The sequence below is a fragment of the Sphingomonas sp. BL-S-29 genome (assembly GCF_055521495.1).
This window is the reverse complement of record NZ_CM145482.1, coordinates 5,063,881-5,086,188: the sequence shown is the minus strand read 5'-3', so window position 1 is coordinate 5,086,188 and position 22,308 is coordinate 5,063,881. Positions and strand designations below refer to the sequence as shown.

At 66.4% G+C, this 22,308-nt stretch carries 19 protein-coding genes; 13 read left to right on the top strand and 6 right to left on the bottom strand.

Going from position 1 to position 22,308, the window contains the following annotated elements:
* Positions 1–141: 141 nt before the first annotated feature.
* From nirD to ACZ1I2_RS23915, 6 genes are all read right to left on the bottom strand, one after another.
* Positions 142–483 carry a nitrite reductase small subunit NirD gene (gene nirD, locus ACZ1I2_RS23940; protein ID WP_465171708.1) on the bottom strand — a complete coding sequence of 114 codons (342 nt, stop codon included), beginning with the start codon at positions 481–483 and terminating at the stop codon, positions 142–144.
* Positions 483–2,969 carry a nitrite reductase large subunit NirB gene (nirB, locus tag ACZ1I2_RS23935; protein WP_465175571.1) on the bottom strand — a complete coding sequence of 829 codons (2,487 nt, stop codon included), beginning with the start codon at positions 2,967–2,969 and terminating at the stop codon, positions 483–485. Before nirB ends, nirD begins: the two co-directional genes overlap by 1 nt.
* Positions 2,966–4,174 carry an alginate export family protein gene (locus ACZ1I2_RS23930; RefSeq protein ID WP_465175572.1) on the bottom strand — a complete coding sequence of 403 codons (1,209 nt, stop codon included), beginning with the start codon at positions 4,172–4,174 and terminating at the stop codon, positions 2,966–2,968. Before ACZ1I2_RS23930 ends, nirB begins: the two co-directional genes overlap by 4 nt.
* A complete protein-coding gene (locus tag ACZ1I2_RS23925) occupies positions 4,174–5,397 on the bottom strand; it encodes a nitrate/nitrite transporter (RefSeq protein ID WP_465173863.1) in 1,224 nt (407 codons plus the stop codon). Before ACZ1I2_RS23925 ends, ACZ1I2_RS23930 begins: the two co-directional genes overlap by 1 nt.
* Before the next feature lie 245 nt (positions 5,398–5,642).
* The gene (locus tag ACZ1I2_RS23920; protein WP_465171711.1) at positions 5,643–6,851 is read right to left on the bottom strand and encodes an ABC transporter substrate-binding protein; all 1,209 of its coding nucleotides are present in this window, start codon (positions 6,849–6,851) and stop codon (positions 5,643–5,645) included.
* On the bottom strand, positions 6,848–7,426 hold the full coding sequence (locus ACZ1I2_RS23915) for an ANTAR domain-containing response regulator (protein WP_465171712.1): 579 nt from the start codon (positions 7,424–7,426) through the stop codon (positions 6,848–6,850). Before ACZ1I2_RS23915 ends, ACZ1I2_RS23920 begins: the two co-directional genes overlap by 4 nt.
* A 212-nt stretch (positions 7,427–7,638) precedes the next feature.
* On the opposite strand from ACZ1I2_RS23915, the gene ACZ1I2_RS23910 reads away from it, so the two are divergent.
* The 13 genes from ACZ1I2_RS23910 (at position 7,639) to ACZ1I2_RS23850 (ending at position 22,195) form a co-directional block, all read left to right on the top strand.
* Positions 7,639–8,106, top strand: coding sequence for a (2Fe-2S)-binding protein (locus ACZ1I2_RS23910; protein WP_465175573.1), 468 nt, complete (start codon positions 7,639–7,641; stop codon positions 8,104–8,106).
* Positions 8,103–10,241: a xanthine dehydrogenase family protein molybdopterin-binding subunit gene (locus ACZ1I2_RS23905; protein WP_465175574.1), complete on the top strand. Its 2,139-nt coding sequence runs from the start codon at positions 8,103–8,105 to the stop codon at positions 10,239–10,241. The genes ACZ1I2_RS23910 and ACZ1I2_RS23905 overlap by 4 nt, the downstream gene beginning before the upstream one ends.
* Complete coding sequence (locus ACZ1I2_RS23900) at positions 10,238–10,849, top strand: Isoquinoline 1-oxidoreductase subunit (RefSeq protein ID WP_465175575.1); 612 nt, start codon at positions 10,238–10,240, stop codon at positions 10,847–10,849. Before ACZ1I2_RS23905 ends, ACZ1I2_RS23900 begins: the two co-directional genes overlap by 4 nt.
* Positions 10,846–11,760, top strand: coding sequence for a crotonase/enoyl-CoA hydratase family protein (locus tag ACZ1I2_RS23895; RefSeq protein ID WP_465175576.1), 915 nt, complete (start codon positions 10,846–10,848; stop codon positions 11,758–11,760). Before ACZ1I2_RS23900 ends, ACZ1I2_RS23895 begins: the two co-directional genes overlap by 4 nt.
* Positions 11,761–11,874: 114 nt before the next feature.
* On the top strand, positions 11,875–13,029 hold the full coding sequence (locus tag ACZ1I2_RS23890; protein WP_465171717.1) for a fumarylacetoacetate hydrolase family protein: 1,155 nt from the start codon (positions 11,875–11,877) through the stop codon (positions 13,027–13,029).
* A 26-nt stretch (positions 13,030–13,055) separates the two neighbouring features.
* Positions 13,056–13,838 (top strand): SDR family NAD(P)-dependent oxidoreductase, encoded by a 783-nt coding sequence (locus ACZ1I2_RS23885; protein ID WP_465181674.1) that lies wholly within the window; start codon positions 13,056–13,058, stop codon positions 13,836–13,838.
* Position 13,839: 1 nt separating this feature from the next.
* On the top strand, positions 13,840–14,727 hold the full coding sequence (locus tag ACZ1I2_RS23880) for an SMP-30/gluconolactonase/LRE family protein (protein ID WP_465171719.1): 888 nt from the start codon (positions 13,840–13,842) through the stop codon (positions 14,725–14,727).
* A gap of 32 nt (positions 14,728–14,759) precedes the next feature.
* The gene (locus ACZ1I2_RS23875) at positions 14,760–16,166 is read left to right on the top strand and encodes a sugar porter family MFS transporter (RefSeq protein WP_465181547.1); all 1,407 of its coding nucleotides are present in this window, start codon (positions 14,760–14,762) and stop codon (positions 16,164–16,166) included.
* A gap of 1 nt (position 16,167) precedes the next feature.
* Positions 16,168–17,016 (top strand): aldose 1-epimerase, encoded by an 849-nt coding sequence (locus tag ACZ1I2_RS23870; RefSeq protein ID WP_465175577.1) that lies wholly within the window; start codon positions 16,168–16,170, stop codon positions 17,014–17,016.
* 63 nt (positions 17,017–17,079) lie between these two features.
* Positions 17,080–17,463: a BlaI/MecI/CopY family transcriptional regulator gene (locus ACZ1I2_RS23865; RefSeq protein WP_465175578.1), complete on the top strand. Its 384-nt coding sequence runs from the start codon at positions 17,080–17,082 to the stop codon at positions 17,461–17,463.
* 2 nt (positions 17,464–17,465) lie between these two features.
* The gene (locus tag ACZ1I2_RS23860; protein WP_465175579.1) at positions 17,466–19,088 is read left to right on the top strand and encodes a M56 family metallopeptidase; all 1,623 of its coding nucleotides are present in this window, start codon (positions 17,466–17,468) and stop codon (positions 19,086–19,088) included.
* 114 nt (positions 19,089–19,202) lie between these two features.
* A complete protein-coding gene (locus ACZ1I2_RS23855) occupies positions 19,203–20,078 on the top strand; it encodes a hypothetical protein (protein ID WP_465175580.1) in 876 nt (291 codons plus the stop codon).
* Between the two features lie 29 nt (positions 20,079–20,107).
* Positions 20,108–22,195: a TonB-dependent receptor plug domain-containing protein gene (locus ACZ1I2_RS23850; RefSeq protein ID WP_465175581.1), complete on the top strand. Its 2,088-nt coding sequence runs from the start codon at positions 20,108–20,110 to the stop codon at positions 22,193–22,195.
* The last annotated feature ends 113 nt before the right edge of the window (positions 22,196–22,308 follow it).

Sequence of the window (22,308 nt, the reverse complement as noted above, 5' to 3'; positions counted from 1 at the left end):
GAAAGGGAGGGGCAAGGGGTGGGTCAGCTTCGAGGGGGCTCGATGCCCCCTCGAAGCTTTGTATCATGTCGCGACGAGTTTTATTGGGCGCGCAGACGCGCGCACCCACCCCCAGCCCCTCCCTTCCAGGGAGGGGAGTGATCACGACGCGACCCCCTCAAGCGCGGCAGCGCGCCCGATCAAAATCCGTCCCCCGTCCACCTTCACCGGAATAACCGGCACGCACCCCTTGTCCGCGCCCAGCGCCTCGCCCGTCACCAGCGAAATCCGCCAGTTGTGCAGCGGGCAGGTCACCGTCGTGTCGTGGACGATGCCTTGGCTGAGCGGCCCGGCCTTGTGCGGACATTGATTGGCCAGCGCATAGACCTGGCCATTGGCGGTGTGGAAGATCGCGATCTCGCGTCCGCCCCGCACCGGCAGGGTGCGCGCGCCTAGCGCCGGAAGCTGGTCGACCGGACCGATATCGAGCCATTCGGGTTCCATCACGCGACCTCCAGCTTGCGGGCGGGAACTGGCGTGGGGGCCGGCCGAATCTCGGCGAGATGCTGGTGGAGTTTCCAGTCCTCGCCCGCGGCGCGTTTCGCCCAGGGATCATCCTGCATGAAGCTCTGCGAATAGAGAAACCGCGCCCGCAACGCCTCGCGCCCCACCGGATCATCGACGATGCGTTGCCGGATATAATCGAGCCCGACCCGCTCGACCCAGGGCGCGGTGCGGTCGAGGTAGCGCGCTTCCTCGCGGTAGAGCTGGATGAAGGCAGCGCAATAATCCATCGCTTCCTGCTCGGTCGCGACCTTGCAGAGGAAATCGGTGCCGCGCAGCTTGATGCCGCCATTGCCGCCGATCGACAGCTCATACCCGCTGTCGACACAGATCACGCCCACGTCCTTGATCGTCGCTTCGGCGCAGTTGCGCGGGCAACCCGACACCGCGATCTTGAACTTGTGCGGCATGAAGCTGCCCCAGGTCATCTGCTCGATCCTGATGCCGAGGCCAGTCGAATCCTGCGTGCCGAAGCGGCACCATTCGGAGCCGACACAGGTCTTCACCGTGCGCAGCGCCTTGGCATAGGCATGGCCGCTGACCATGCCCGCAGCATTGAGATCGGCCCAGACCGCGGGCAAATCCTCCTTGCGGATACCGAAGATGTCGAGCCGCTGCCCGCCCGTCACCTTCACCATGCGCGCCTGATATTTCTCGGCGACATCGGCGATCGCGCGCAACTCCTTCGGGTTGGTCACCCCGCCCCACATGCGCGGCACGACCGAATAGGTGCCGTCCTTCTGGATGTTGGCGTGCATCCGCTCGTTGACGAAGCGCGACTGGTTGTCGTCGACGAACTCGCCCGGCCAGGCGCACAGCAGGTAATAATTGAGCGCCGGCCGGCACGCGGAACAGCCGTCGGGCGTGGTCCAGTGCAGCTCCTGCATCACCTGCGGGATCGCCTTTAGCGACTTCTCGACGATCAGCCGGCGGACATCCTCGTGCGTGAAGCTGGTGCATTTGCACACGGTCGGCGCGGCGCGTTCGCCGGCGTACTCATCGCCCATGGTGATCGCGAGCAGCCCCTCGACCAGCCCGGTGCACGATCCGCACGAGGCCGATGCCTTGGTGCAGGCCCGCACGGCGTCGAGCGTGCAGGCGCCCCCTTCGATCGCCGCGACCACCTTACCCTTGGACACCCCGTTGCAGCCGCAGATCTCGCCGTCGTCGGCCATCGCCGCGACGGCCGCATTAGGGTTTGCCGATGCCCCTCCTCCCGAGGCGAAGGCCTGGCCGAAGATCAGCGCGTCGCGGATCGAGGCGACATCCTCCTGGCGTTTCAGCAGGTCGAAATACCAGTTGCCGTCCTGCGTATCGCCATAGAGCACCGCGCCGATCAGTCGGTCGTCCTTGACCACGACGCGCTTGTAGATGCCGCGCGAGGCATCGCGCATGACGATGTCCTCGCAGCCTTCGCCGCCCGAGAAATCGCCCGCCGAGAAGACGTCGATCCCGGAGACCTTGAGCTTGGTCGAGGTGACTGATCCGCCATAGCCGTTTGGCGTCGCGACCAGCCCGTCGGCGAGGCTGCGGCACATCTCCCAGAGCGGCGCGACCAGGCCGTAGACCTGGCCCTGATGCTCGACGCATTCGCCCACCGCGAGGATGTCGGCGTCCGACGTGACGAGATGGTCGTCGACATGGATACCGCGCCCGATCGCGAGCCCCGCATCGCGCGCCAGCTTCACATTGGGGCGAATGCCCACTGCCATCACGACGAGGCTCGCGGGAATCTCGCGCCCGTCCTTCAGCCGCACGCCCTCGACCTTGCCCTGGCCGATGATCTGCGCCGTATCGGCCCCGGTCAGGATCGTCTGCCCGCGACGTTCCAGCTCTTCCTTCAGCAGCCAGCCGGCGGCTTCGTCGAGCTGCCGCTCCATCAGGGTCGGCATCAGGTGAAGCACCGTCACCTTCATGCCGCGCAGGCACAGGCCATGCGCTGCCTCGAGCCCGAGCAGCCCGCCGCCGATCACCACCGCATCGCCCCCGGCCGACGCCGCGCGCAGCATCGCGCCGACATCGTCCATGTCGCGAAAGGTAACGACACCCTGCAGATCGTGCCCCGGCACCGGGATGATGAAGGGATCGGAACCCGTCGCGAGCAGCAGCTTGTCGTACCTCTCGACCCGGCCCGACCGTGCGGTGACGGTGCGCTCGGCCCGGTCGATCGCCACCACGGGATCGCCCGCGACCAGGTCGATCGCATTATCGGCGTACCAGGCGTGATCGTTGATCACGATGTCCTCGAACACCTTGTCGCCCGCCAGCAACGGGGAGAGCATGATGCGGTTATAGTTCACCCGCGGCTCGGCGCCGAAGATGGTGATACGGTATTTGTCCGCGTCGCGCGCAAGGATTTCCTCGACCGCGCGGCACCCGGCCATGCCGTTGCCGATGACGACAAGATGCGGTTTGTCAGGGGTCATATCGCCCACTCCAGGGAGAGCCAGAATTTGGTGGTGTCGGTCGCGAAGCGATCGGCGGCGTAGGACGCGTATTTGGCGAGCGCGGTATACCGCCCGCGCTTGACGCTCGCCTGCAGGTCGATCTCGTCGCCATAATGCTGGGCGGCCCGGTCGCTGTCGAAGCGGTGGTACGCGGCGGTGAGGTCGATCGAGGCGAAGGGCCCGATCTTCTTCCAGCCATAGCCCGCCGAGGCATAGGCATCGCGCAGCCCGTCGGGCGGGGTAACGAGAAACTTGTCGGCCCAGCCGTTGAACTTGTGCAAGGTCGCGAGCGGCGTCTGGAAGCTGGTCAGCGCGACGCCCTCATCGGCGCCGAGCACCTCATAGCCACCGCCCAGCTTGAACGCGGCCAGCTCCAGCCCGATCTCGCCGGCGTAATAGCTTGCGGCATAATGGTTCGGGTTGCGGCCATGGTCGCTCTGTCGCGCATAGCTGGCGAGATAGGTCAGCCTAGCCTTGGGCCCGATCGCGCGGCCTCCGGCGAAGCGCGCGCCATAGGTCTGGCTGCTGTTGCGCAGCACCAGCGAACGGTTCTGGTCGACCAGATAGGCAAAGCCGGTGAGCGTGCCGAGCGTCGTCGTGAAGGAGAGATTGGCAAAGACATTGTCGCCGCCGATCGATGCGTAGCGCGCCGGGCCATAGCGATTGCCGCCATCGATCCCCCAGATGGTCCGGTCGGCCCGGGCATAGGTCACATCCGCCTTGAGGTTCTTCACGCCCGACCATTCGATCCGCGCGGCGTCGAAGGTCTGCTCATTGTCGCGCCAGCCGACCGATCCCACGAAGCGCTGGTCGTCGAGATTGATCCGCTGCCGCCCGACCGTGACGACCGTTTTGGGCAGCCCGCGATACTGGAGCTGCAGCCGGTTCAGCTCGATATTCTGCGCGTCGGGCACCAGCGGAAAACCGGTCTTGCCGTTGAGTCCGCTGTTATAATGTTCCGACAGCGCTAGCACTGCCTCGCTTTCGGCCAGCAGCGCGAAATCGCCGGCCTTGGCCTCCACGCCGCTGCGGATACGCATCGTCACGGCATCGGCATCGCGAGCCAGCGGCGCCTGGTCGACATGCTCGTACCGCAGCCGCGCATCGATCAGCGGCTTCAGCGTGACCGGCCCGGCAAGCGCCGGTGTCGATGCCAGTCCCGCCAAAAGGATGAACGCACGCATCAGATCTGCACGCCATCGGCGGCCGCGCCCCAGGTGCTGCGCCAGCGTGCCTTGACCAAGGTCAGCCCGCCCAAAGCGACCAGCGCCAGCCCGGCAAAGATCAGGAAACCCGTCGCGGTGCTGCCGGTCAGCTGTTTGGCGAAGCCGAGCGAGGAAGCAAGATAGAAGCCGCCGACACCACCGCCGAACCCGACCAGCCCGGTCATCACGCCGATCTCATGGCGGAAACGCTGCGGCACCAGCTGGAACACCGCGCCATTGCCGAAGCCAAGCGTCGCCATCACCAGCAGGAACAAGGCCATGGTGCCGACGAGCGAGGCAGGCGCGGTACTGATCGCGATCAGCGTCGCCGCGGCCAGGCCATAGACGACCGTCAGCGTCTTCACGCCGCCGATCCTGTCGGCCGTCGCGCCACCGAACGGGCGGACGAGCGACCCGATGAACACACAGGCCGCGGTACAATATCCCGCCATCACCGGGCTCAGCGCGAACTGGTCAGTGAAATAGATCGAGAGACTCGCGGCAAGGCCGACGAACCCGCCGAAGGTCACGCCGTAGAACAGCATGAACCACCAGGCGTCGGCCTGCTTCAGCACGGCCAGATAGGCAGCGAGCTTCTTCGGCGCCGGCCGGTCGGGCGCGTCCTTGGCCATCGCCATGTACAGCACGAACACCACGGCGAGCGGGATCGCCGCGAGCCCGAACACCGCGTTCCAGCCGAACGCCTTGGCGAGCAGCGGCGCGAACAGCGAGGCAAGCACGGTGCCGGAATTGCCCATGCCGGCAATGCCCATCGCCTTGCCCTGATGCTCGGCCGGGTACCAGCGCGAGGCGAGGGGCAGGGCGACCGCGAAGCTCGCCCCGGCAAAGCCGAGCACCACACCCACAGCGAGCGTGCCGGCGAAGCTGTGCACCCCGAACGCCCAGGCCGCCAGCAACCCGGCGATGACGATGATCTGGCCGATTGCCCCGGTGCGTTTCGGGCCGATCCGGTCGACCAGCACCCCGTTGACCAGCCGCAGCACCGCGCCCGCCAGGGTCGGCACCGCCACCATCAGGCCCTTTTGGGCGGGGGTCAGCGCGAGGTCGGCGGCGATGATCGGTGCGAGCGGACCGAGCAGCACCCACACCATGAAAGCGAGATCGAAATAGAGAAAGGCGGCGATCAGCGTGGGGCGATGCCCCACCTGCCAGAAACCGCCATTGCGGTCGGTCGCGATCATCGTCGCTGGTGACGGCCGTTCCACGACCGGCCTGTCCAGTGCCTGCACTTGCGTCATCGTCTCGATCCCCTTCGAGCAAACGCAAAAAAGCCGCCGCGACGACCGTTGCGAAACGGTGCCGGACGGCGACTTTGCCTGAATTTTCGGTGATGCCGGGTGCTACCTCGTTGCAGCGATCCGGCGGTCGAGTGAAAGCTGACGCGGATCGCGATTCGATGCAAGCCTTTTTTGCATCGCAGCGTAAATCAGGGCCGATGCGACCCTAACAGGTACGTTTCCAGCGCATCGGGATCGAAACTGCGCGCGTCGAAGAACCGGTCGGCACCCAGAATCAGTCTGCCTTGAGTCGTGCCCACGCCAAGCGAATCGGCAATGCCGCCTTCGAGCTTGGAGCTGGCGCCGGGCAACGGCACGCCGAGCGGACGGAGCGCGGCGCGATAGACATCCGGCCGAAAGACATGCTGCGCCGCACGGTAATCCGCCTCATTGGCCTCGGTATGCCCCGCCAGGCACATCTGCGCATAAAGCCATGCCGCCTGGCTGACCCAGGGGAAATTCGCCGCCTCGCGGTGCTGGAACATGAAGTCGGGCACATGGACCGCGGGGAAACCGCGCGCGAACAGGATCTGGTCGGAAATGGCGCGGCGGATCAGTGCCGCGGACCCGTCGAGATACGCCGCCCGCGCAAGCACGTCGGCGATCTCGTCGAGGCGCGCCGGATCGACAAAGGCAATGCCCGCCCGGTACAAGGCGCGGATCAGGCGTTTGGTCAGGTCCGGGTCTTCCTCCATGCGCGCCGTGCGCATGGCGAGCACTTTCTCCACGCCGCGCAGCCAGATCTGCGAGGTGACCGCGACGATCACGCCCGCGCCGCGATCCACCGCGACGCTGTTCCATGGCTCGCCGACACAGATGCCGTCGACCTCGCCGCTCGCCAGCGCATCGGCGGCAAAGGGCGGCGCGACGGTGACGATCTCGACATCGCGGTCCGGGTCGATGCCGCAGCCGACCAGCCAGTAGCGTAGCATGTAGTCATGGCTAGAATAGCGATGCACCACGCCGAAGCGCAGCCGCCTGCCGCCGTCCCGGACGATGGTCGCCAGTTTCGCGCCGATTGCCGTCACGTCGCCGGGCCGGCCGATCGTCGTGACCTGTTCGGCCAGATCGGGCCGCAAGGTGATCGCATTGCCGTTCAGCCCCAGCACGAACGGTACCGAGATCGGCGTCGCCGGGCGGCCCAGCCCGAGCGTCGTCGCGATCGCCAGCGGCGCCAGCAGATGCGCGGCATCGCTATGGCCGTAGAGCAGCCGGTCGTTGACCGTCGCCCAGCTCATGTCGCGCACCAGCGTCAGGTCGATCCGCTCCTCCTCGGCGAAACCGAGCTCGCGCGCCAGGATCGGCAGGGCGGCGTCGACCAGCGGCAGGAAACCGATGCGGAATGGCGTGCTGCTCATAGGTCCCCCATCAGCCGGTCGGCGGTGACGATCGCGTCGGCCACGTCGCCGATCCGCCGGCCGCTATCCATCGCGGCCTTGCGCAGCGCGGCATAGGCAGCGGGCTCGTCGATCCCGCGCTTCATCATCAGCAGCGCCTTGGCCTGGTCGATCGCCTTGCGTTCGGCCAGCGCGCTGCGTGCCTCGTCAAGCTCGGTGCGCAGCCGCGAATAGGCACGGAAGCGCCGGATCGCCAATTCGAGCACTGGCCTGATCCGTTCCTTCTTCAGTCCGTCGACGACATAGGCCGAGACGCCGGCATCGATTGCCGCCTCCATGCCGGCGGTGTCGCTCTGGTCGACGAACATTGCGACCGGGCGCGCCATCGCCCGCGACAGCGCGAACAACTCCTCCAGCTCGTCACGGTGGGGGTTGGCGAGATTGATCAGCACCACATCGGGGGCGAACGCCTCGAGCCGCGCGGCGATGCCCAGCCGTTCGTTGAACAAGGCGACGTCGGTCAGGCCCGCGTCGCGCAGGCCTTCCTCGATCACCGCGGCACGCGCGGCGCTTTCGTCGACGATCGCAATCCGCACCAGGACAGCCTTTCTTGCTGCGACGCGGCATAGACGGCGATGGGCAGTGAGTTCAACTGCCAGCCGCGTGGTGACGGTATGTCAGCGGGCCCGGCGCGGTACCCGATGACGCCCTCCATCGAAAAACCGTTGGATTGCCGCTCCTTTCGATTGCGCAACCGGCCCGGTACCGCCTATTCTGTACCGAGCGGGCAAGAATAGGGAGACGCACCATGGCGACCGAGTTCATCCTGAACGGGGTCAAGACTTCGTTCGATGGCGATCCCGATACCCCGCTGCTCTGGGTATTGCGCGATCATCTGAGGCTCACCGGCACCAAATATGGCTGCGGGATCGCGCAATGCGGTGCCTGCACCGTGCATCTCGACGGCAAGAATCGTCGGTCGTGCGTGACGCCGATCGGCACGATCGCGGGCCGCAAGGTCGTGACGATCGAGGGCGCGACCGATGCGCGGTCGGAGGCAGTGAAGGCCGCCTGGGTCAAGATCGACGTGCCCCAATGCGGCTTTTGCCAGTCGGGCCAGGTCATGTCGGCGATCGGCCTGCTCACCGCCAAGCCCAAGCCGACCGACGCTGATATCGACCAGGGCATGGCCGGCAACATCTGCCGTTGCGCGACCTATGTCCGCATCCGCCAGGCGATCAAGGATGCCTCGAGCGCGATGGAGAAGAGCGCATGAACGCTTTTGTCCCCTCGCGCCGCGGCTTTCTGCAGTCGACCGGCCTCGTGCTCGGGCTCGCTCTGCCGATGGGCCGCAGCCTCGCGGCGGCGCCCGGCACGCCGTTCCAGCCCAATGCCTTCGTCAAGGTCACGCCCGACAATCTCGTGACCATCGTCATCAAGCATATCGAGTTCGGCCAGGGACCGGCCACCGGCCTCGCCACGCTCGCCGCGGACGAGATGGACGCGGACTGGGGGCAGGTGCGCATCGAACACGCCACCAACAACGACAAGCTCTACGCGAACCTGTTCTTCGGCACGATGGCGACGGGCGGATCGACCGCGATCGCCAACAGCTTCATGCAGATGCGCAGCGCCGGTGCCACCGCGCGCGCGATGCTGGTCGATGCGGCGGCGAAACGCTGGAGCGTGCCGGCCGCGGACGTGAAAGTCTCGAAGGGCGTGGTCAGCAGCGGCAGCCACAAGGCGAGCTTCGGTGAGCTTGCGGCCGAGGCCGCGGCGATGACGCCGCCGGCCAAGCCGGTGCTCAAGACGCCGGACAAATGGACCCTGATCGGCACCGACGTGCCCAAGGTCGATTCCGCCATCAAGTCCAACGGCACGGCGATCTTCACGCTGGATATCGCGCGTCCGGACATGGTCCATGCCGTCATCCTCCATCCCCCCGCGTTTGGCGGCAAGGTGAAGTCGGTCGACGACGCGGCGGCGCTCGCCACCCCGGGCGTCGTCGGGGTCAAGACGATTGCCCAGGGCGTCGTGGTCTATGCCAAGGACAGTTATGCCGCGATGAAGGGCCGCAACGCGCTGAAGGTCGACTGGGATCTGGCTGCGGCCGAACTGCGCTCCAGCGAAGAACTGTTCCGCGCATACCGCGCCGAGGTCGAAAAACCGGGCGTCGAATATGAGAAGAAGGGCGATCCCGCCACGGCGCTGAAGGGCGCGGCGAAGATGATCGAGGCGACCTATCAGCTGCCTTATCTCGTCCATGCGCCGATGGAACCGATGGATGCGGTGATGGAGGTCAAGGACGGCCGCCTCGATGTGTGGATGGGGTCGCAGTTCCAGGCGACCGAAACCAGCATCATCGCCGGCGTGCTCGGCATCCCGCCCGAAAAGGCGGTGCTGCATCAGCAATATGCCGGTGGCAGCTTCGGCCGCCGCACCACCTCCGACATGGCCTTCCCGCAAGAGGCCGGGGCGGTCGCCAAGGCCTGGGGCGGGGCATCGCCGGTCAAGTTCTTCTGGACGCGCGAGAATGATATCCGCGGCGGCTATTACCGGCCGATGACCGTGCACAAGCTGCGCGGCGGCATCGACGCCAGGGGCAATATCGTCGGCTGGGATCAGGTCATCGCCATTCAGTCCTTCGTCATCGGCACCGCAATGGAGAAGATGATCGTCAAGGACGGCAAGGACTCGACGATGACCGAGGGCGCGAGCGAGGGCAGTTACGACCTGCCCAATTTCCGCGTCGGCGCGCATCTGATGAAGAGCCCCGTCACCACCAACTGGTGGCGCTCGGTCGGCCATACGCACACTGCCTATGTCGTCGAGACCTTCATCGACGAATTGCTCGCGCTCGGTGGCAAGGATGCCGTCGAAGGGCGGCTCGAACTGATGAAGGAACCGCGCGAAAAGGCGGTGCTACGGCGCGTCGCGGAGATGGCGAAATGGGGTGGCCCGGTCCTGGCCGGCCGCGCCCGCGGCGTCGCGACGCACAAGGCGTTCAATACCTATGTCGCGCAGGTCGTCGAAGTGTCGAAGGGCGCGGACGGCTTGCCCAAGGTGCACAAGGTGTGGTGCGCGGTCGATTGCGGCGTCGCGGTCAACCCCAATGTCATCCGCGCCCAGATGGAGGGCGGCATCGGTTTCGCGCTCGGCCATGCGCTCTATGCGGAGCTCGTGCTGGGCAAGGGCGGCACCGTCGCGCAGGGCAATTTCGACACCTATCGCAGTTTGCGCATCGGCGAGATGCCTGAGGTAGAGGTCGCGATCATCGCCTCCACCGAAGCGCCGACCGGCGTCGGCGAGCCGGGCGTGCCGCCGCTCGCGCCCGCCCTCGCCAATGCCTGGCGCAAGCTGACCGGCAAGGCCGTGCGCAGACTTCCCTTCGCTCATGGAGAAAACGCATGAACCCGCGCCTTCTCGCCCTGGTCGTCGCGGTCGTCGCGCTGCCCGTCGCCATCATGGCCAAGGACGCGCCGGTCACGCTCAAAGCCCCGTCGGCCTTTGCCGGCATCGCGAATCAGGATGCCCGCTCGGTCGCGCTGTTCCGCGAGATGGGCAAGGTCATCCAGAGCCCGCGCTGCGTGAACTGCCACCCCCGGACCGATCGGCCGCTTCAGGGCGACGATATGCATCCGCACAGCCCGCCGATCGCCCGCGGCCCGTATAATTTCGGCGCATCGGGCATGGAATGCACCACCTGCCATGGTCGCGAGAATGTCGACTTCGCCAATGGCGAGGGCAGCATTCCGGGCAATCGCAAATGGGCATTGGCGCCGATCTCGATGGCATGGGAAGGCAAGTCGCTCGCCGAGATCTGCGCGCAGATCAAGGATCCGGCGCGCAACGGCCACAAGACGCTCGAGCAGCTGATCGAGCATAATGGCACGGACGTGCTGGTCGGCTGGGGCTGGCACCCCGGCAAGGGCCGCACACCCGCGCCCGGCACCCAGGCCGAGTTCGGCGCGCTGACCAGGGCATGGGTCGAAAGCGGAGCAAAGTGCCCGGCCGCATGAGCCGGGACTTCGAGACGATCCTGCTGGAGACCGATACGGACGGGATCGCCACGATCACGCTCGACCGGCCGGACAAGCTCAACGCCTTCAACAAGGCGATGCTCGACGATCTGCTCGCCGCCTTCGACGCAACCGATGCCGACGATGCCGTCCGGGCAGTGATCGTCACCGGTAGCGGCCGCGCCTTCTGCGCCGGCGCCGATCTGTCGGAGGGCGGTGCGACCTTCGATTATGAAAAACGCGGCGGTCGCTGGGTCGATGGCGAGTCGCCGGTGGATCCGGATGGCAGCATCGACTGGTCGAACCCGGCGGTGCGCGACGGCGGCGGCATGTTGTCGCTGCGCATCTTCGAGTCGCTCAAGCCCGTGATCGGCGCGATCAACGGCCCGGCGGTCGGGGTCGGCGTCACCATGACCCTGCCGATGGACTTCCGCCTGGCGAGCGACACTGCGCGATTCGGTTTCGTCTTCGCCCGGCGCGGGATCGTGCCGGAGGCGACCTCGACCTGGTTTCTGCCGCGCCTGGTCGGCATCGGCCAGGCGCTCGAATGGTGCTATTCGGCGCGTCTGTTCGACGCGGCCGAGGCACTGCGTGGCGGACTCGTCCGTAGTGTCCACGGGCCCGACGACCTGCTCCCCGCCGCTCGCGCGCTTGCCCGCGACCTGACCTCGGAGAGCGCACCGGTCTCCGTCTCGCTGATGCGCCGGATGCTCTGGGCCGGCCTCGGCGCGCAGCATCCGATGGACGCGCACCGCCTCGAAAGCAGGGTGATGTGGCTACGCGGCGCCAGCGCCGATGCGCGCGAGGGCGTGGGCGCATTCCTCGAAAAACGCCCCGCCGTCTTTCCCGATTCCGTGTCCGGCGCATGGGACGATTTCGCCGACTGGTTCGACCGCCCGCGTTACCGGTGACCTCCGCGCTGCTTGAAGCGCCACTCTTCGCGATTACCGACTATTGGAGACCTTGACAGGGCAACGGCAGCGCTCAATGGTAGCGCTATCAAGAACGTTGTTGAGCGGAGTGGGATGGCTGACGGGGGCTTTGCGGTGGCGGATGCGCTGCCAGCGGATTGGCGCGAGGGTTTGTTTGTCGGCCGCATCGCCAGCGCGGAGGGGCCGAGCCCGGTCCTGATCGCCGGCGGCGTCGCGCATGACATGGCGAAAGTGGCACCGACGGTGTCGGCGCTGATCGAGGACAAGGCCTTTGACGCGAGCGCCGGCGTGGCGCTGGGGGATCTCGATTCGCTCGACCTCGGCACTGGCCCGGACGCGGCGTTGCGCCTGCTCAGTCCGATCGACCTGCAATGCGTGAAAGCGGCCGGCGTGACCTTCGCGGTCTCGGCGCTCGAGCGCGTGATCGAGGAGCGCGCGCGCGGCGACGCGGGTGCCGCGGCCGATGTCCGCGCCCGGCTCGAGGATATCATCGGCGGCAGCCTGCGCGCCGTCGTCCCCGGCTCGCCCGAGGCGGCGGCGATGAAGACCGCGCTGATCGAGGACGGCATGTGGTCGCAATATCTCGAGGTCGCGATCGGCCCGGATGCGGAGGTGTTCACCAAATCCCCCGTGCTTTCGACCATCGGCTATGGCGGCGAGATCGGGGTGCGGTCCGATTCGACCTGGAACAATCCCGAGCCCGAGATCGTGATGCTCGCCGATTCGACGGGTGCCGCGATCGGCGCGACGCTCGGCAACGACGTCAATCTGCGCGATTTCGAAGGCCGCTCGGCACTGCTGCTCGGCAAGGCCAAGGACAATAACGCGTCCTGCGCGCTCGGCCCGTTCGTGCGGCTGTTCGATAAGGGCTTCACGCTAGACGATGTGCGCAATGCCGAAGTCGAGCTGCTGATCGAAGGTCCCGAGGGTTACCGCCTCACCGGCATCAGCTCGATGAACCAGATCAGCCGCGATCCGGAAGCGCTGCTCAGGCACACGATGAGCGAGCATCAATATCCCGATGGCTTCGTACTGTTCCTCGGCACCCTGTTCGCGCCGACTCAGGATCGCGACGTGCCGAAGCACGGCTTCACCCACAAGGTGGGCGATGTCGTGACCATCTCGACGCCGCGCATCGGGCGCCTCGTCAACCGCGTGACCACGTCCAAGGCGGCGCCGCCCTGGCAATTCGGCATTGGCGACCTGATGCGCAATCTCGCGCGTCGGGGTCTGCTGGCCGTATCATGACGCATATTCTGGAGACTGAATCCGTGCTGCAGGCAAAAGTCGCTGGCGCACCCCGCGCACTGTATCCCAGCCTCGCCGACAAGTGCGTCATCATCACTGGCGGCGGCAGCGGCATCGGCGAAGGCCTCGTCGAGGCATTCGTCGCGCAAGGGTCGAAGGTCGCGTTCGTCGATATCGCCGACGACGCCAGCCGGGCGGTGGTCGAGCGGCTGACCCCCGGCGCGAAGCATGCCCCGCTTTATCGCCATCTCGACCTGACCGACATCGCCGCGCTCAAGACCGTGATGGCTGAGCTGGAACAGGGCCTTGGCGGGGTCGATATCCTGCTCAACAACGCCGCCAACGACGATCGCCACACGATCGACGACGTTACCCCGGAATATTGGGACGAGCGCATGGCGGTGAACCTCCGCCATCAGTTCTTCGCGGCCCAGGCAGTAGTGCCGGCGATGAAGCGCGCGGGCGGCGGCGCGATCCTCAACTTCGGCTCGATCAGCTGGCATCTCGGCCTGAACGACCTGGTCCTGTACCAGACCGCCAAGGCAGCGATCGAAGGCATGACGCGCAGCATGGCGCGCGATCTCGGCCGCGCCAATATCCGCGTCAACACCATCGTGCCCGGCAACGTCCAGACGCCGCGGCAGGAGAAATGGTACACGCCCGAAGGCGAGGCGGAGATCGTCGCGGCGCAGTGCCTCGACGGCCGCATCCAGCCCGCCGACGTCGCCGCGCTGGTGCTGTTTCTCGCGTCGGACGATGCGAAGATGTGCACCGGTCACGATTATTTCGTCGATGCCGGCTGGCGCTGAGATGGTCGCAGGCTCGCCGCGCCGGGTCTGCAGCGTCGGGGCGACGCTGGGCGAAGGACCTGTCTGGGTCGCGCGGGAAAACGCGCTGTGGTTCGTCGATATCAAGGAGAAGCGGATCTACCGCTTCGATCCGGCGACCGGTGCGCTGAAGCATTGGGACGCCCCGTCGCAGATCGGCTGGGTCCTGCCGGAACAGGACAGCGGCTTCATCGTCGGCATGCAGCGCGGCGTGGAGCGATTCGACTCGGCGACCGGCGGCTTTACCCCGCTGCATAGGCCGGAAGCGCATCTGCCCGGCAACCGCCTCAACGATGCGACCACCGACGCGCGCGGCCGCATCCTGTTCGGCTCGATGGACGACAGCGAAGCCGATCTGAGCGGACGCCTCTACGCGCTCGACGCGAACGGCGTGGTCGATACCGGCCTGCCGCCGGTCTCGATCACCAACGGCCCGACCGTCTCGCCCGATGGCAGGACGCTCTATCACACCGATACGCTCGGCAAGATCATCCATGCGGTTGACGTCCATGACGACGGCTCGCTCGGCGCGATGCGCGTCTTCGCGACGATCGAGGAGGGCGCGGGCTATCCCGACGGCCCGGTCGTCGACAGCGAGGGTTGCGTGTGGACCGGCCTGTTTTTCGGCTGGGGCGTGCGCCGCTATGCGCCCGACGGCGCGTTGCTCGAGACGGTCAAGCTGCCGGTCTCGAACGTCACCAAGATCGCGTTCGGCGGTCCCGATCTGAAGACTGCCTTTGTCACGACCGCCCGCAAGGGGCTCGACGCGGAAGCGCTGGCGGGGCAACCTGAGGCAGGGGATCTGTTCGCGTTCGACGTCGCGGTGCCGGGGCTGCCGGTGACCGAGGCGTCACTTCGGGTCAGCGCATAACAAGTAGAACAGGAACGGAGAGGGACAAGACCATGGCAACACCAGAGGCGGGACGGGTCAATATGGCCTTTATCGCGCTGATCGTGGCGGTAGCGACGATCGGCGGATTCATGTTCGGCTATGATAGCGGCGTGATCAACGGCACGCAGGAGGGGCTGAACAAGGCCTTCGACCTGTCGAAGCTCGGCACTGGCCTCAATGTCGGTGCAATTCTGCTGGGCTGTGCCGCCGGCGCCTTCATCGCGGGTCGCCTCGCGGATGTCATCGGCCGCCGCGGCGTGATGATGATCGCCGCCGTTCTGTTCATCATCAGCGCGCTCGGTGCCGGTGCCGCAACCTCGTCGATCATGTTCATCCTCGCCCGGATCATCGGCGGCCTCGGCGTCGGCGCGGCCAGCGTGCTTGCGCCCGTCTATATCAGCGAGGTCGTGCCCGCGAACATCCGCGGCCGGCTGTCGAGCGTCCAGCAGGTGATGATCATCACCGGCCTGACCGGCGCCTTTTTCGCCAATTACGCGCTGGCGCACAGTGCCGGCGGCTCGACCCAGAATCTGTGGTTCGATTATCCGGCCTGGCGCTGGATGTTCTGGCTGCAGGTCATCCCGGCCGTGTTCTATCTCTTCACCTTGCTGCTGATCCCGGAAAGCCCGCGCTATCTGGCGATGAAGGGCCGCGATGCCGAGGCTGAAGTGGTGCTGACGAAGCTGTTCGGCACCGACGCCGCCCGCGCAAAAGTCGCCGAAATCCGCGACAGCCTCGCTGCCGATCATCACCGGCCGAAATTCGCCGACCTGCTCGATGCGAACGGCAAGGTCCGCCCGATCGTCTGGGCCGGCATCGGCCTTGCCGTGTTCCAGCAGTTCGTCGGCATCAACATCGTCTTCTATTACGGGTCGGTGCTGTGGCAGCAGGTCGGCTATAGCGAGAATGACGCGCTGATCATCAACATCATCTCGGGGCTGGTTTCGATTGCCGCCTGCCTGGTGACGATCGCCATCGTCGACAGGGTTGGCCGCAAGCCGCTGCTGCTGATCGGCTCGGTCGGCATGGCCGTCACACTCGCGCTGATGGCCTATGCCTTCTCGACCGCGACGGTCGGCGCACATGGTCCGGAGATGTCGCCGATGATCGGCAAGATCGCTCTCGGCAGCGCGCTCGCCTACTCGTTCTTGTTCAACCTCAGCTGGGGCCCGATCATGTGGGTCATGCTCGGTGAAATGTTCCCGAACCAGATCCGCGGCTCGGGCCTCGCCGTAGCGGGCCTCGCGCAATGGGGCGCGAACTTCCTGATCAGCGTCAGCTTCCCCTGGATGGCCTCGAACATCGGCCTGCCGGTCACCTATGGCTTCTACGCCGCGAGCGCGTTCATCTCCTTCTTCTTCGTGAAGGCACTGGTGAACGAGACCAAGGGTCGCGAGCTGGAAGCGATGGAAGGCTGACATGATCGAGCTCTCGGGCGCGGGGTGGGCGCTGACGCTCCTCCCCGCGCTCGGGGGCGCGATCGGCAGCCTGAAATTCGAGGGCGCCGATATCCTGCGCCCCACGGCGGACGGCGTCACCGATCCGTTGCAGAGCGCCTGTTTCCCGCTCGTGCCCTATGCCAACCGCATCGCACGCGGGCGGTTTCGCTTCAGCGGGCGCAACATCGTCCTGCCGCTCAATTTCGGCGATCACCCCAACACCCTGCACGGTTTCGGCTGGCAGCGTCCGTGGAAGGTCGTGGAAGCAGGCTCCGCCCGGGCGCGACTCATCCATGTCCATGACGGGGGCGGTGGCTGGCCGTGGCGTTACCGCGCCGAGCAGGTGTTCAGCCTCGGCGAGGACGGGCTGTGCGTGACCCTGACGCTCGCCAACGCGTCGCGCGAGCCGATGCCGGCGGGGATCGGGCTGCACCCCTATTTCGCGATCCCGCCGGGGACGCGCCTGCGCCTCAACGCCGCCAGGCTATGGCTGACGGACGCCCTCCAGATCCCGAGCGAGGCCGTTGCCGCCGACCATTTCGGGGACTGGGCAGCCGGCGCCTCGATCTCCGACGCCGGTTTCATCGACCACAGCTATGAGCGATGGGACGGGCGTGCGACGCTCGACCGCGGCGACCATGTCGTCCGCCTGACTGCCAGGGGCGCGCGCGACCTGCATCTTTTCCACCCGGAAGGCGAGAGCTTCTGCTGTCTGGAACCGGTCAGCCATCTGCCCGACGCGTTCAACCGGCCGGGCGCGATGTTCGATCTGTTGCCGCCGGGTGGATCCCTGGTGCTGACGATGCGGATCGGCCTGGAACCTCACTGAAACTACCGCTTGCGCTCGCGCTACAAATGTAGCACGCTACATTTGTAGCCAATGAGGTAAGCCATGCTTTCGCAATTGCCGCCCCGCGAGCGCCAGATCGTCGACCTGCTCTATCAAGGGGGCGCGAGGACCGTCTCGGAAATCTGCGATGCATTGCCGGACCGGCTTACCGGGTCGGCGGTGCGCGCGATGCTGAAGCGGCTCGAGGACAAGGGCTTCGTGCACCGCGAGGAGAGCGACCGGGGATTTGTCTTCTCGCCGACCTTGCCCAACACCCAGGCGCGGCGGACCGCGCTCAGCCAGGTGGTGCGCACCTTCTTCAACGGATCGCCGGTCAGTGCCGCCAGCGCGCTGCTGGGCATGGCGCAGCAGCCCGATGCGCGCGAGCTCGACGTTCTCGAGGCGATGATCGCCGAAGCGCGACGGGCGCAGGGCCGGGGGGAATAACGATGGCCGTGCTGCTCCTCGCGCTCAAATCGCTGCTGGTCGCGGCAGCGACGCTGTTACTGTTGCGCCTGAATCATCGCCGCTCGGCCGCCGAGAGATCGACCATCGCGCATCTCGGATTGTTCGCGCTGGTCGCGCTGCCGCTTGCGGGCCTGGCGCTGCCGTCGCTGTCCTTGCCATTGCCCGAGTCCGTGGCGGGCTTCGTCGAGGCCACGGCGCCACCCGGCATCGCGGCCCCACAAGCCGCACTGACCAGCGGGAGGGCCGTCCCCTCACAGGCAGACCAGCAAGCCAAGGCCATATCTGAACAGCCTTCGCGGTTCGGCGATGCCGTGATGGTCATGGCGCGGCATGCCTATCTGGTGCCGACCGCGGCATTGCTGCTGCTCACTATTGCTGCGTTGTTTCGCCTCGTCGGACTGCGCGAGCGGGCGGAAGTGCTGGTCGAGCCCGAATGGCTGGCCGCGCTCGCCCGGGCGCAGCGGCGGATGGGGTTCAAGAGCGGCACGGCGCTGCTCAGAAGCGACGAGCTTGCCTCGCCGATCAGCTGGGGCCTGATGCGCCCGACGATCCTGCTCAGCGACGCCGCCGCCCGCGCGCCGGAACAGGCCGAGGCGATCATCGCGCACGAGCTCGCGCATGTCGTCCAGCTCGATTGGGCCAAGCTGATGCTCGCCCGTGTCGCCACCGCCACCTTCTGGTTCAATCCGCTGGCCTGGGTACTGGCGCGCGAAGCGCATCAGTTGCGCGAAGAAGCAGCGGACGATGCCGTGCTCGCCGCCGACATTGACGGGCCTGATTATGCCGAACTGCTTATTGGCGTCGCCCGCCACGAATGCCGGGGGGTGCTGCTCGGTGCTCACGGTGTCGCGCCGGCGAAGAATTCACTGCGCCGCCGCGTGGCGCGGGTGCTCGATATCAGTCCGGCGCGCCAGCCTTCGGGCAAGTCGTGGGTGGCGGGGTTCGCCGCGGGCATGCTCACCATGGCCGCGCCGCTTGCCGCGGTGACGTTCGCGCCGAGCCAGGCCGGCTCGACCGCGTCCGAACCGGCACATACCGCGACCATTGCATCGGCACCTGCTCCCGCTGCCGCTACTGGCCGTGCGTTGGTCGAGACGAGCCCTGCGCTGCACGTGGCCCTGCAGGAGAAACTGTCTGCTCGCGCTGTCGCGGCCCCACAAACGGGCTCGTCCGATCGCGGTTCTCAAGGAGTGGATGTCGATCAGATCATCGAGATGCGCGCCGCCGGCGTCACGCTCGACTATAAACACGCCATGGCGCAGGCGGGCTGGCCCGACCTCACGCCCGACCAGCTGGTGCAGGCACGATCGCTGGGCGTCACGCCCGATTATGTCCGCGACATGCGCGCTGCGGGATTGTCGGGGACCTTCGAGCAATTGCTCGGCGCGCGGGCTCTCAGGATCGATCCCGCCTATATCGGCGCGATGCGCAAGCTCGGCGTCAACGGCTCGCTCGACGACTATCAGGGCATGATCAGCCTCGGCGTCACGCCCCAATATGTGCGCAAGCTCAGGGCGCGCGGGATCGACGTCACCTCGCCCGACAAGCTGACGGGGCTGAAAGCCGTAGGCTTCGACCCCGATAGGGAGAGCGACGACCCGTAACGAGCTCGTAACGGCCACCCGCCTCCGCCCCACCGCACGTCCAGAAATCGCACTGCCCGAACGCCCCCTTCCGGGGCGAAGGGCACCGCTTTGCCCTCACCAGGAGACCCTGCCATGCTTCGTTCCCTGCTCGCGTCCGCGATGCTGCTTGCCTGCTGCGCATCCGCCGCCCCGCCCGCCACGATTGATCGCCTCCACTTCGAACTGCGCCCCAGTGGCGCCGCCGACATCGAACTGCGTGTCGAGCGCCATGCCGGGCGGCAGCAACGCAACAACTGGTCCCAGTCGCTGCCGCTGTCCGATCTGGATGGTTTGGTGCGCGACGCCTTCGACCGCGGCGGACGCGTCCAGTTTCGCCTGGTGCGTCCTGCAGGCACGCTTTCATGCGAAGGGCTCAGCCATGATCGCCGCGCGGACGGCACCTGCTCGCTGGCCCCGAGCGCCGCCTTTGCCGATCGGCTCGCGGCGCGCGGCATCGCCCGGCCGAACGGCGAGCAGAGCTTCGTTCTCATTATGAGTGGCGTGTCGTTTGACGTGCTGGATGCGTTGCACGCCGAGGGCTGGGCAACGCCCACGCTCGACGAAATGGTCCAGCTCGGCATCTTCCATATCACCGCGGACCTGGTGCGCGGCTTCGCGAACACGGGTTACAAGGGCGGTGCGATCGAAACGCTCGTCGCGTTCAAGATCCACGGGGTGACGCCCGACGCGATCCGGGAATATGCCCGGCTCGGGTTCGACCGGATCGGCCGGGACAATCTGCTCGCCTTTCGCATTCACGGCGTCACACCCGATTATGTGCGGTCGATGCGCGCCCTCGGCCTGCGTGACCTCACCCCCGAGACGCTGATCCAGATGCGCATCTTCGGCGTCACGCCCGACTATGTCCGTGCCTTTGGCCAGGACGGGGGGAGGGACCTCGAGGCCCGCGACCTGATCAAATTGCGGATCGCGGGTGTCGGCCCCCGCAAGCGGGGGGCCGGCAAATGAGCCGCGCACCTTCGAATCCCCGGCGTCGTATGACGTTGACGGCCCGTCGTGCCGGCGAATGGCTGGCGGTATCGGCGACGCTGCTCGCGCCGGTTTCGGCGAAGGCGCAGGTCGATCCGACCAGCGCCGCCAATAGCGAGCCCGCGCCCACCAGCGCGAAGATCTTCACGCCGGCCGACTTCGCGCGCTTCGCGCCCAGGACTGCCTATGACATGCTGAATCAGGTGCCGGGTTTCACCATTCGCAGCGCCGACGACACGCGCGGACTGGGCGAGGCTTCGGAGAATGTGCTGATCAACGGCCAGCGCGCCACCGACAAGACGGGCGGGGCCATCGCACAGCTGCAGAAGGTGCCCGCCGACGACGTCGAGCGCATCGAGATCAAGGAAGCCGCTTCGCTCGGCATCGCCGGTCTCACCGGGCAGATTGCCGATGTGATCCTGAAGGCCAATCGCAAAGCCAGCGGCAATTACAGCTGGAATCCGCAGCTGCGTCTCCATTATGCCAAGCCGCGCTGGCTCGCCGGATCGGTCAGTTATAGCGGGACGAGCGGCGCGCTCGGCTACACGCTGTCCGTGGAGAACAGCCCCGGCCGCGGGGCGATGGGTGGGGACGACTTTCGCATCCTGTCGTCGACCGGCGCGCTGGTGGAGTCGCGTGATCAGGTTTACTGGAACAGCTTCGATCAGGCGAAGGTCTCCGCCATCCTCAAATATGGCGGCAACGGCCCGATCCAGGCGAACCTCAATCTCGTCTATAATCCCTATTGGAATCGCGGCGACAATTTCCAGCGGCGCGTGCGCGTCGACGGCGACGATAACGACTGGGACAATCGCCGCCGCACCTATGGTTTCCAATATGACGTGAGCGGCGACATCTCGGTGCCGCTGGCCGGCGGCCGGCTGAAGCTGATCGGCCTGCGCCACTTCGAGCATGCGCCGGCGACCTATGACCAGCGGACCGACTATGACAGCGGGGCGCCCTCGACCGGCACGCGCTACGGCCAGGATTCGAAGACGGGCGAAACGATCGGCCGGCTGGAATATCGCTGGAAAGGCGGTGCCAACAACTGGACCGTTTCACTCGAGCGTGCCGACAACCGCCTCGCGCAGACCAGCACGCTGGCGAGCCTGAGGCCGGACGGCAGCTATGCCGATATCCCCTTTCCGCAGGGCAGCGGGATCGTCGTCGAAAAGCGCTATGAAGGCATCGTTGCTCTGAGCCGCCCGCTGACTGGCACTCTCGATCTGCAACTGGCCGGCGGCGCCGAATATTCGGAGCTGGCCGATTTGGGCAGCACCGAGCCGGCACGTCGTTTCTTCCGGCCGAAAGGCAGCGCCTCGTTCGCCTGGCGCCCCGCCAGGGGCTGGGATGCGAGCCTTAAGGTCGAGCGCAAGGTCGGCCAGATCAGTTTCTACGATTTCCTCGCCAACCAGGACATCACCAATAATCGTGAGAACGACGCCAATCCCAATCTCGTGCCGCCGCAAAGCTGGGAAGCGACCGGGGAGGTCGCCCGGAATTTCGGGCGGTGGGGCAAGACCCGGCTCAAGCTCTACCATTATTGGGTCCAGGACATTGTCGACCACATACCGGTGGGCGTGGACGGAGATGCGGTCGGCAACCTGCCGAGCGCGACCCGGCTCGGCATCGAGAGCATCAGCACGATCCAGTTCGACCCGCTGGGCTGGAAGGGGGCCAAGCTCGATGCGGAGTTAGGCTTGGAGCGGAGCCGCGTGCGCGACCCGCTGACCGGCACCGAACGCGTGATCAGCAACACGCGCGATCGCTGGGCCGAACTGACGCTGCGCCACGATGTTCCCGGCACGCAGTTCGCGTGGGGCGGCGGCCTCTCGTTCCAGCATTATGGGCTTGCCTACTATCTCGACGAGATCAACCAGAACTGGGAGGGCCCCTATGCCAGTGCATTCGTCGAGCTGAAGGATGTGAAGGGCCTCAAGGTGAACTTCCAGGTCTTCAACCTCAACAACGGCCATGTCCGCAATTACCGCACGGTCTATTCCGGCCGTCGCAACGGTGCGCCGGTGAGCTTCTTCGAACGTCAGCATCAGCGCGTCGGGCCGATCTTCACGCTGTCGGTTCAAGGGAGCTTCTAGCGGGATGGCCGTGCCGATGTCGCCGCATGAAACGCCGTCGCAGCGTCAATACTGACTTACTCAACAGTCAGTATTGACATCGCCTCCCGCTATGTCATGGTCCCCACGTTCGC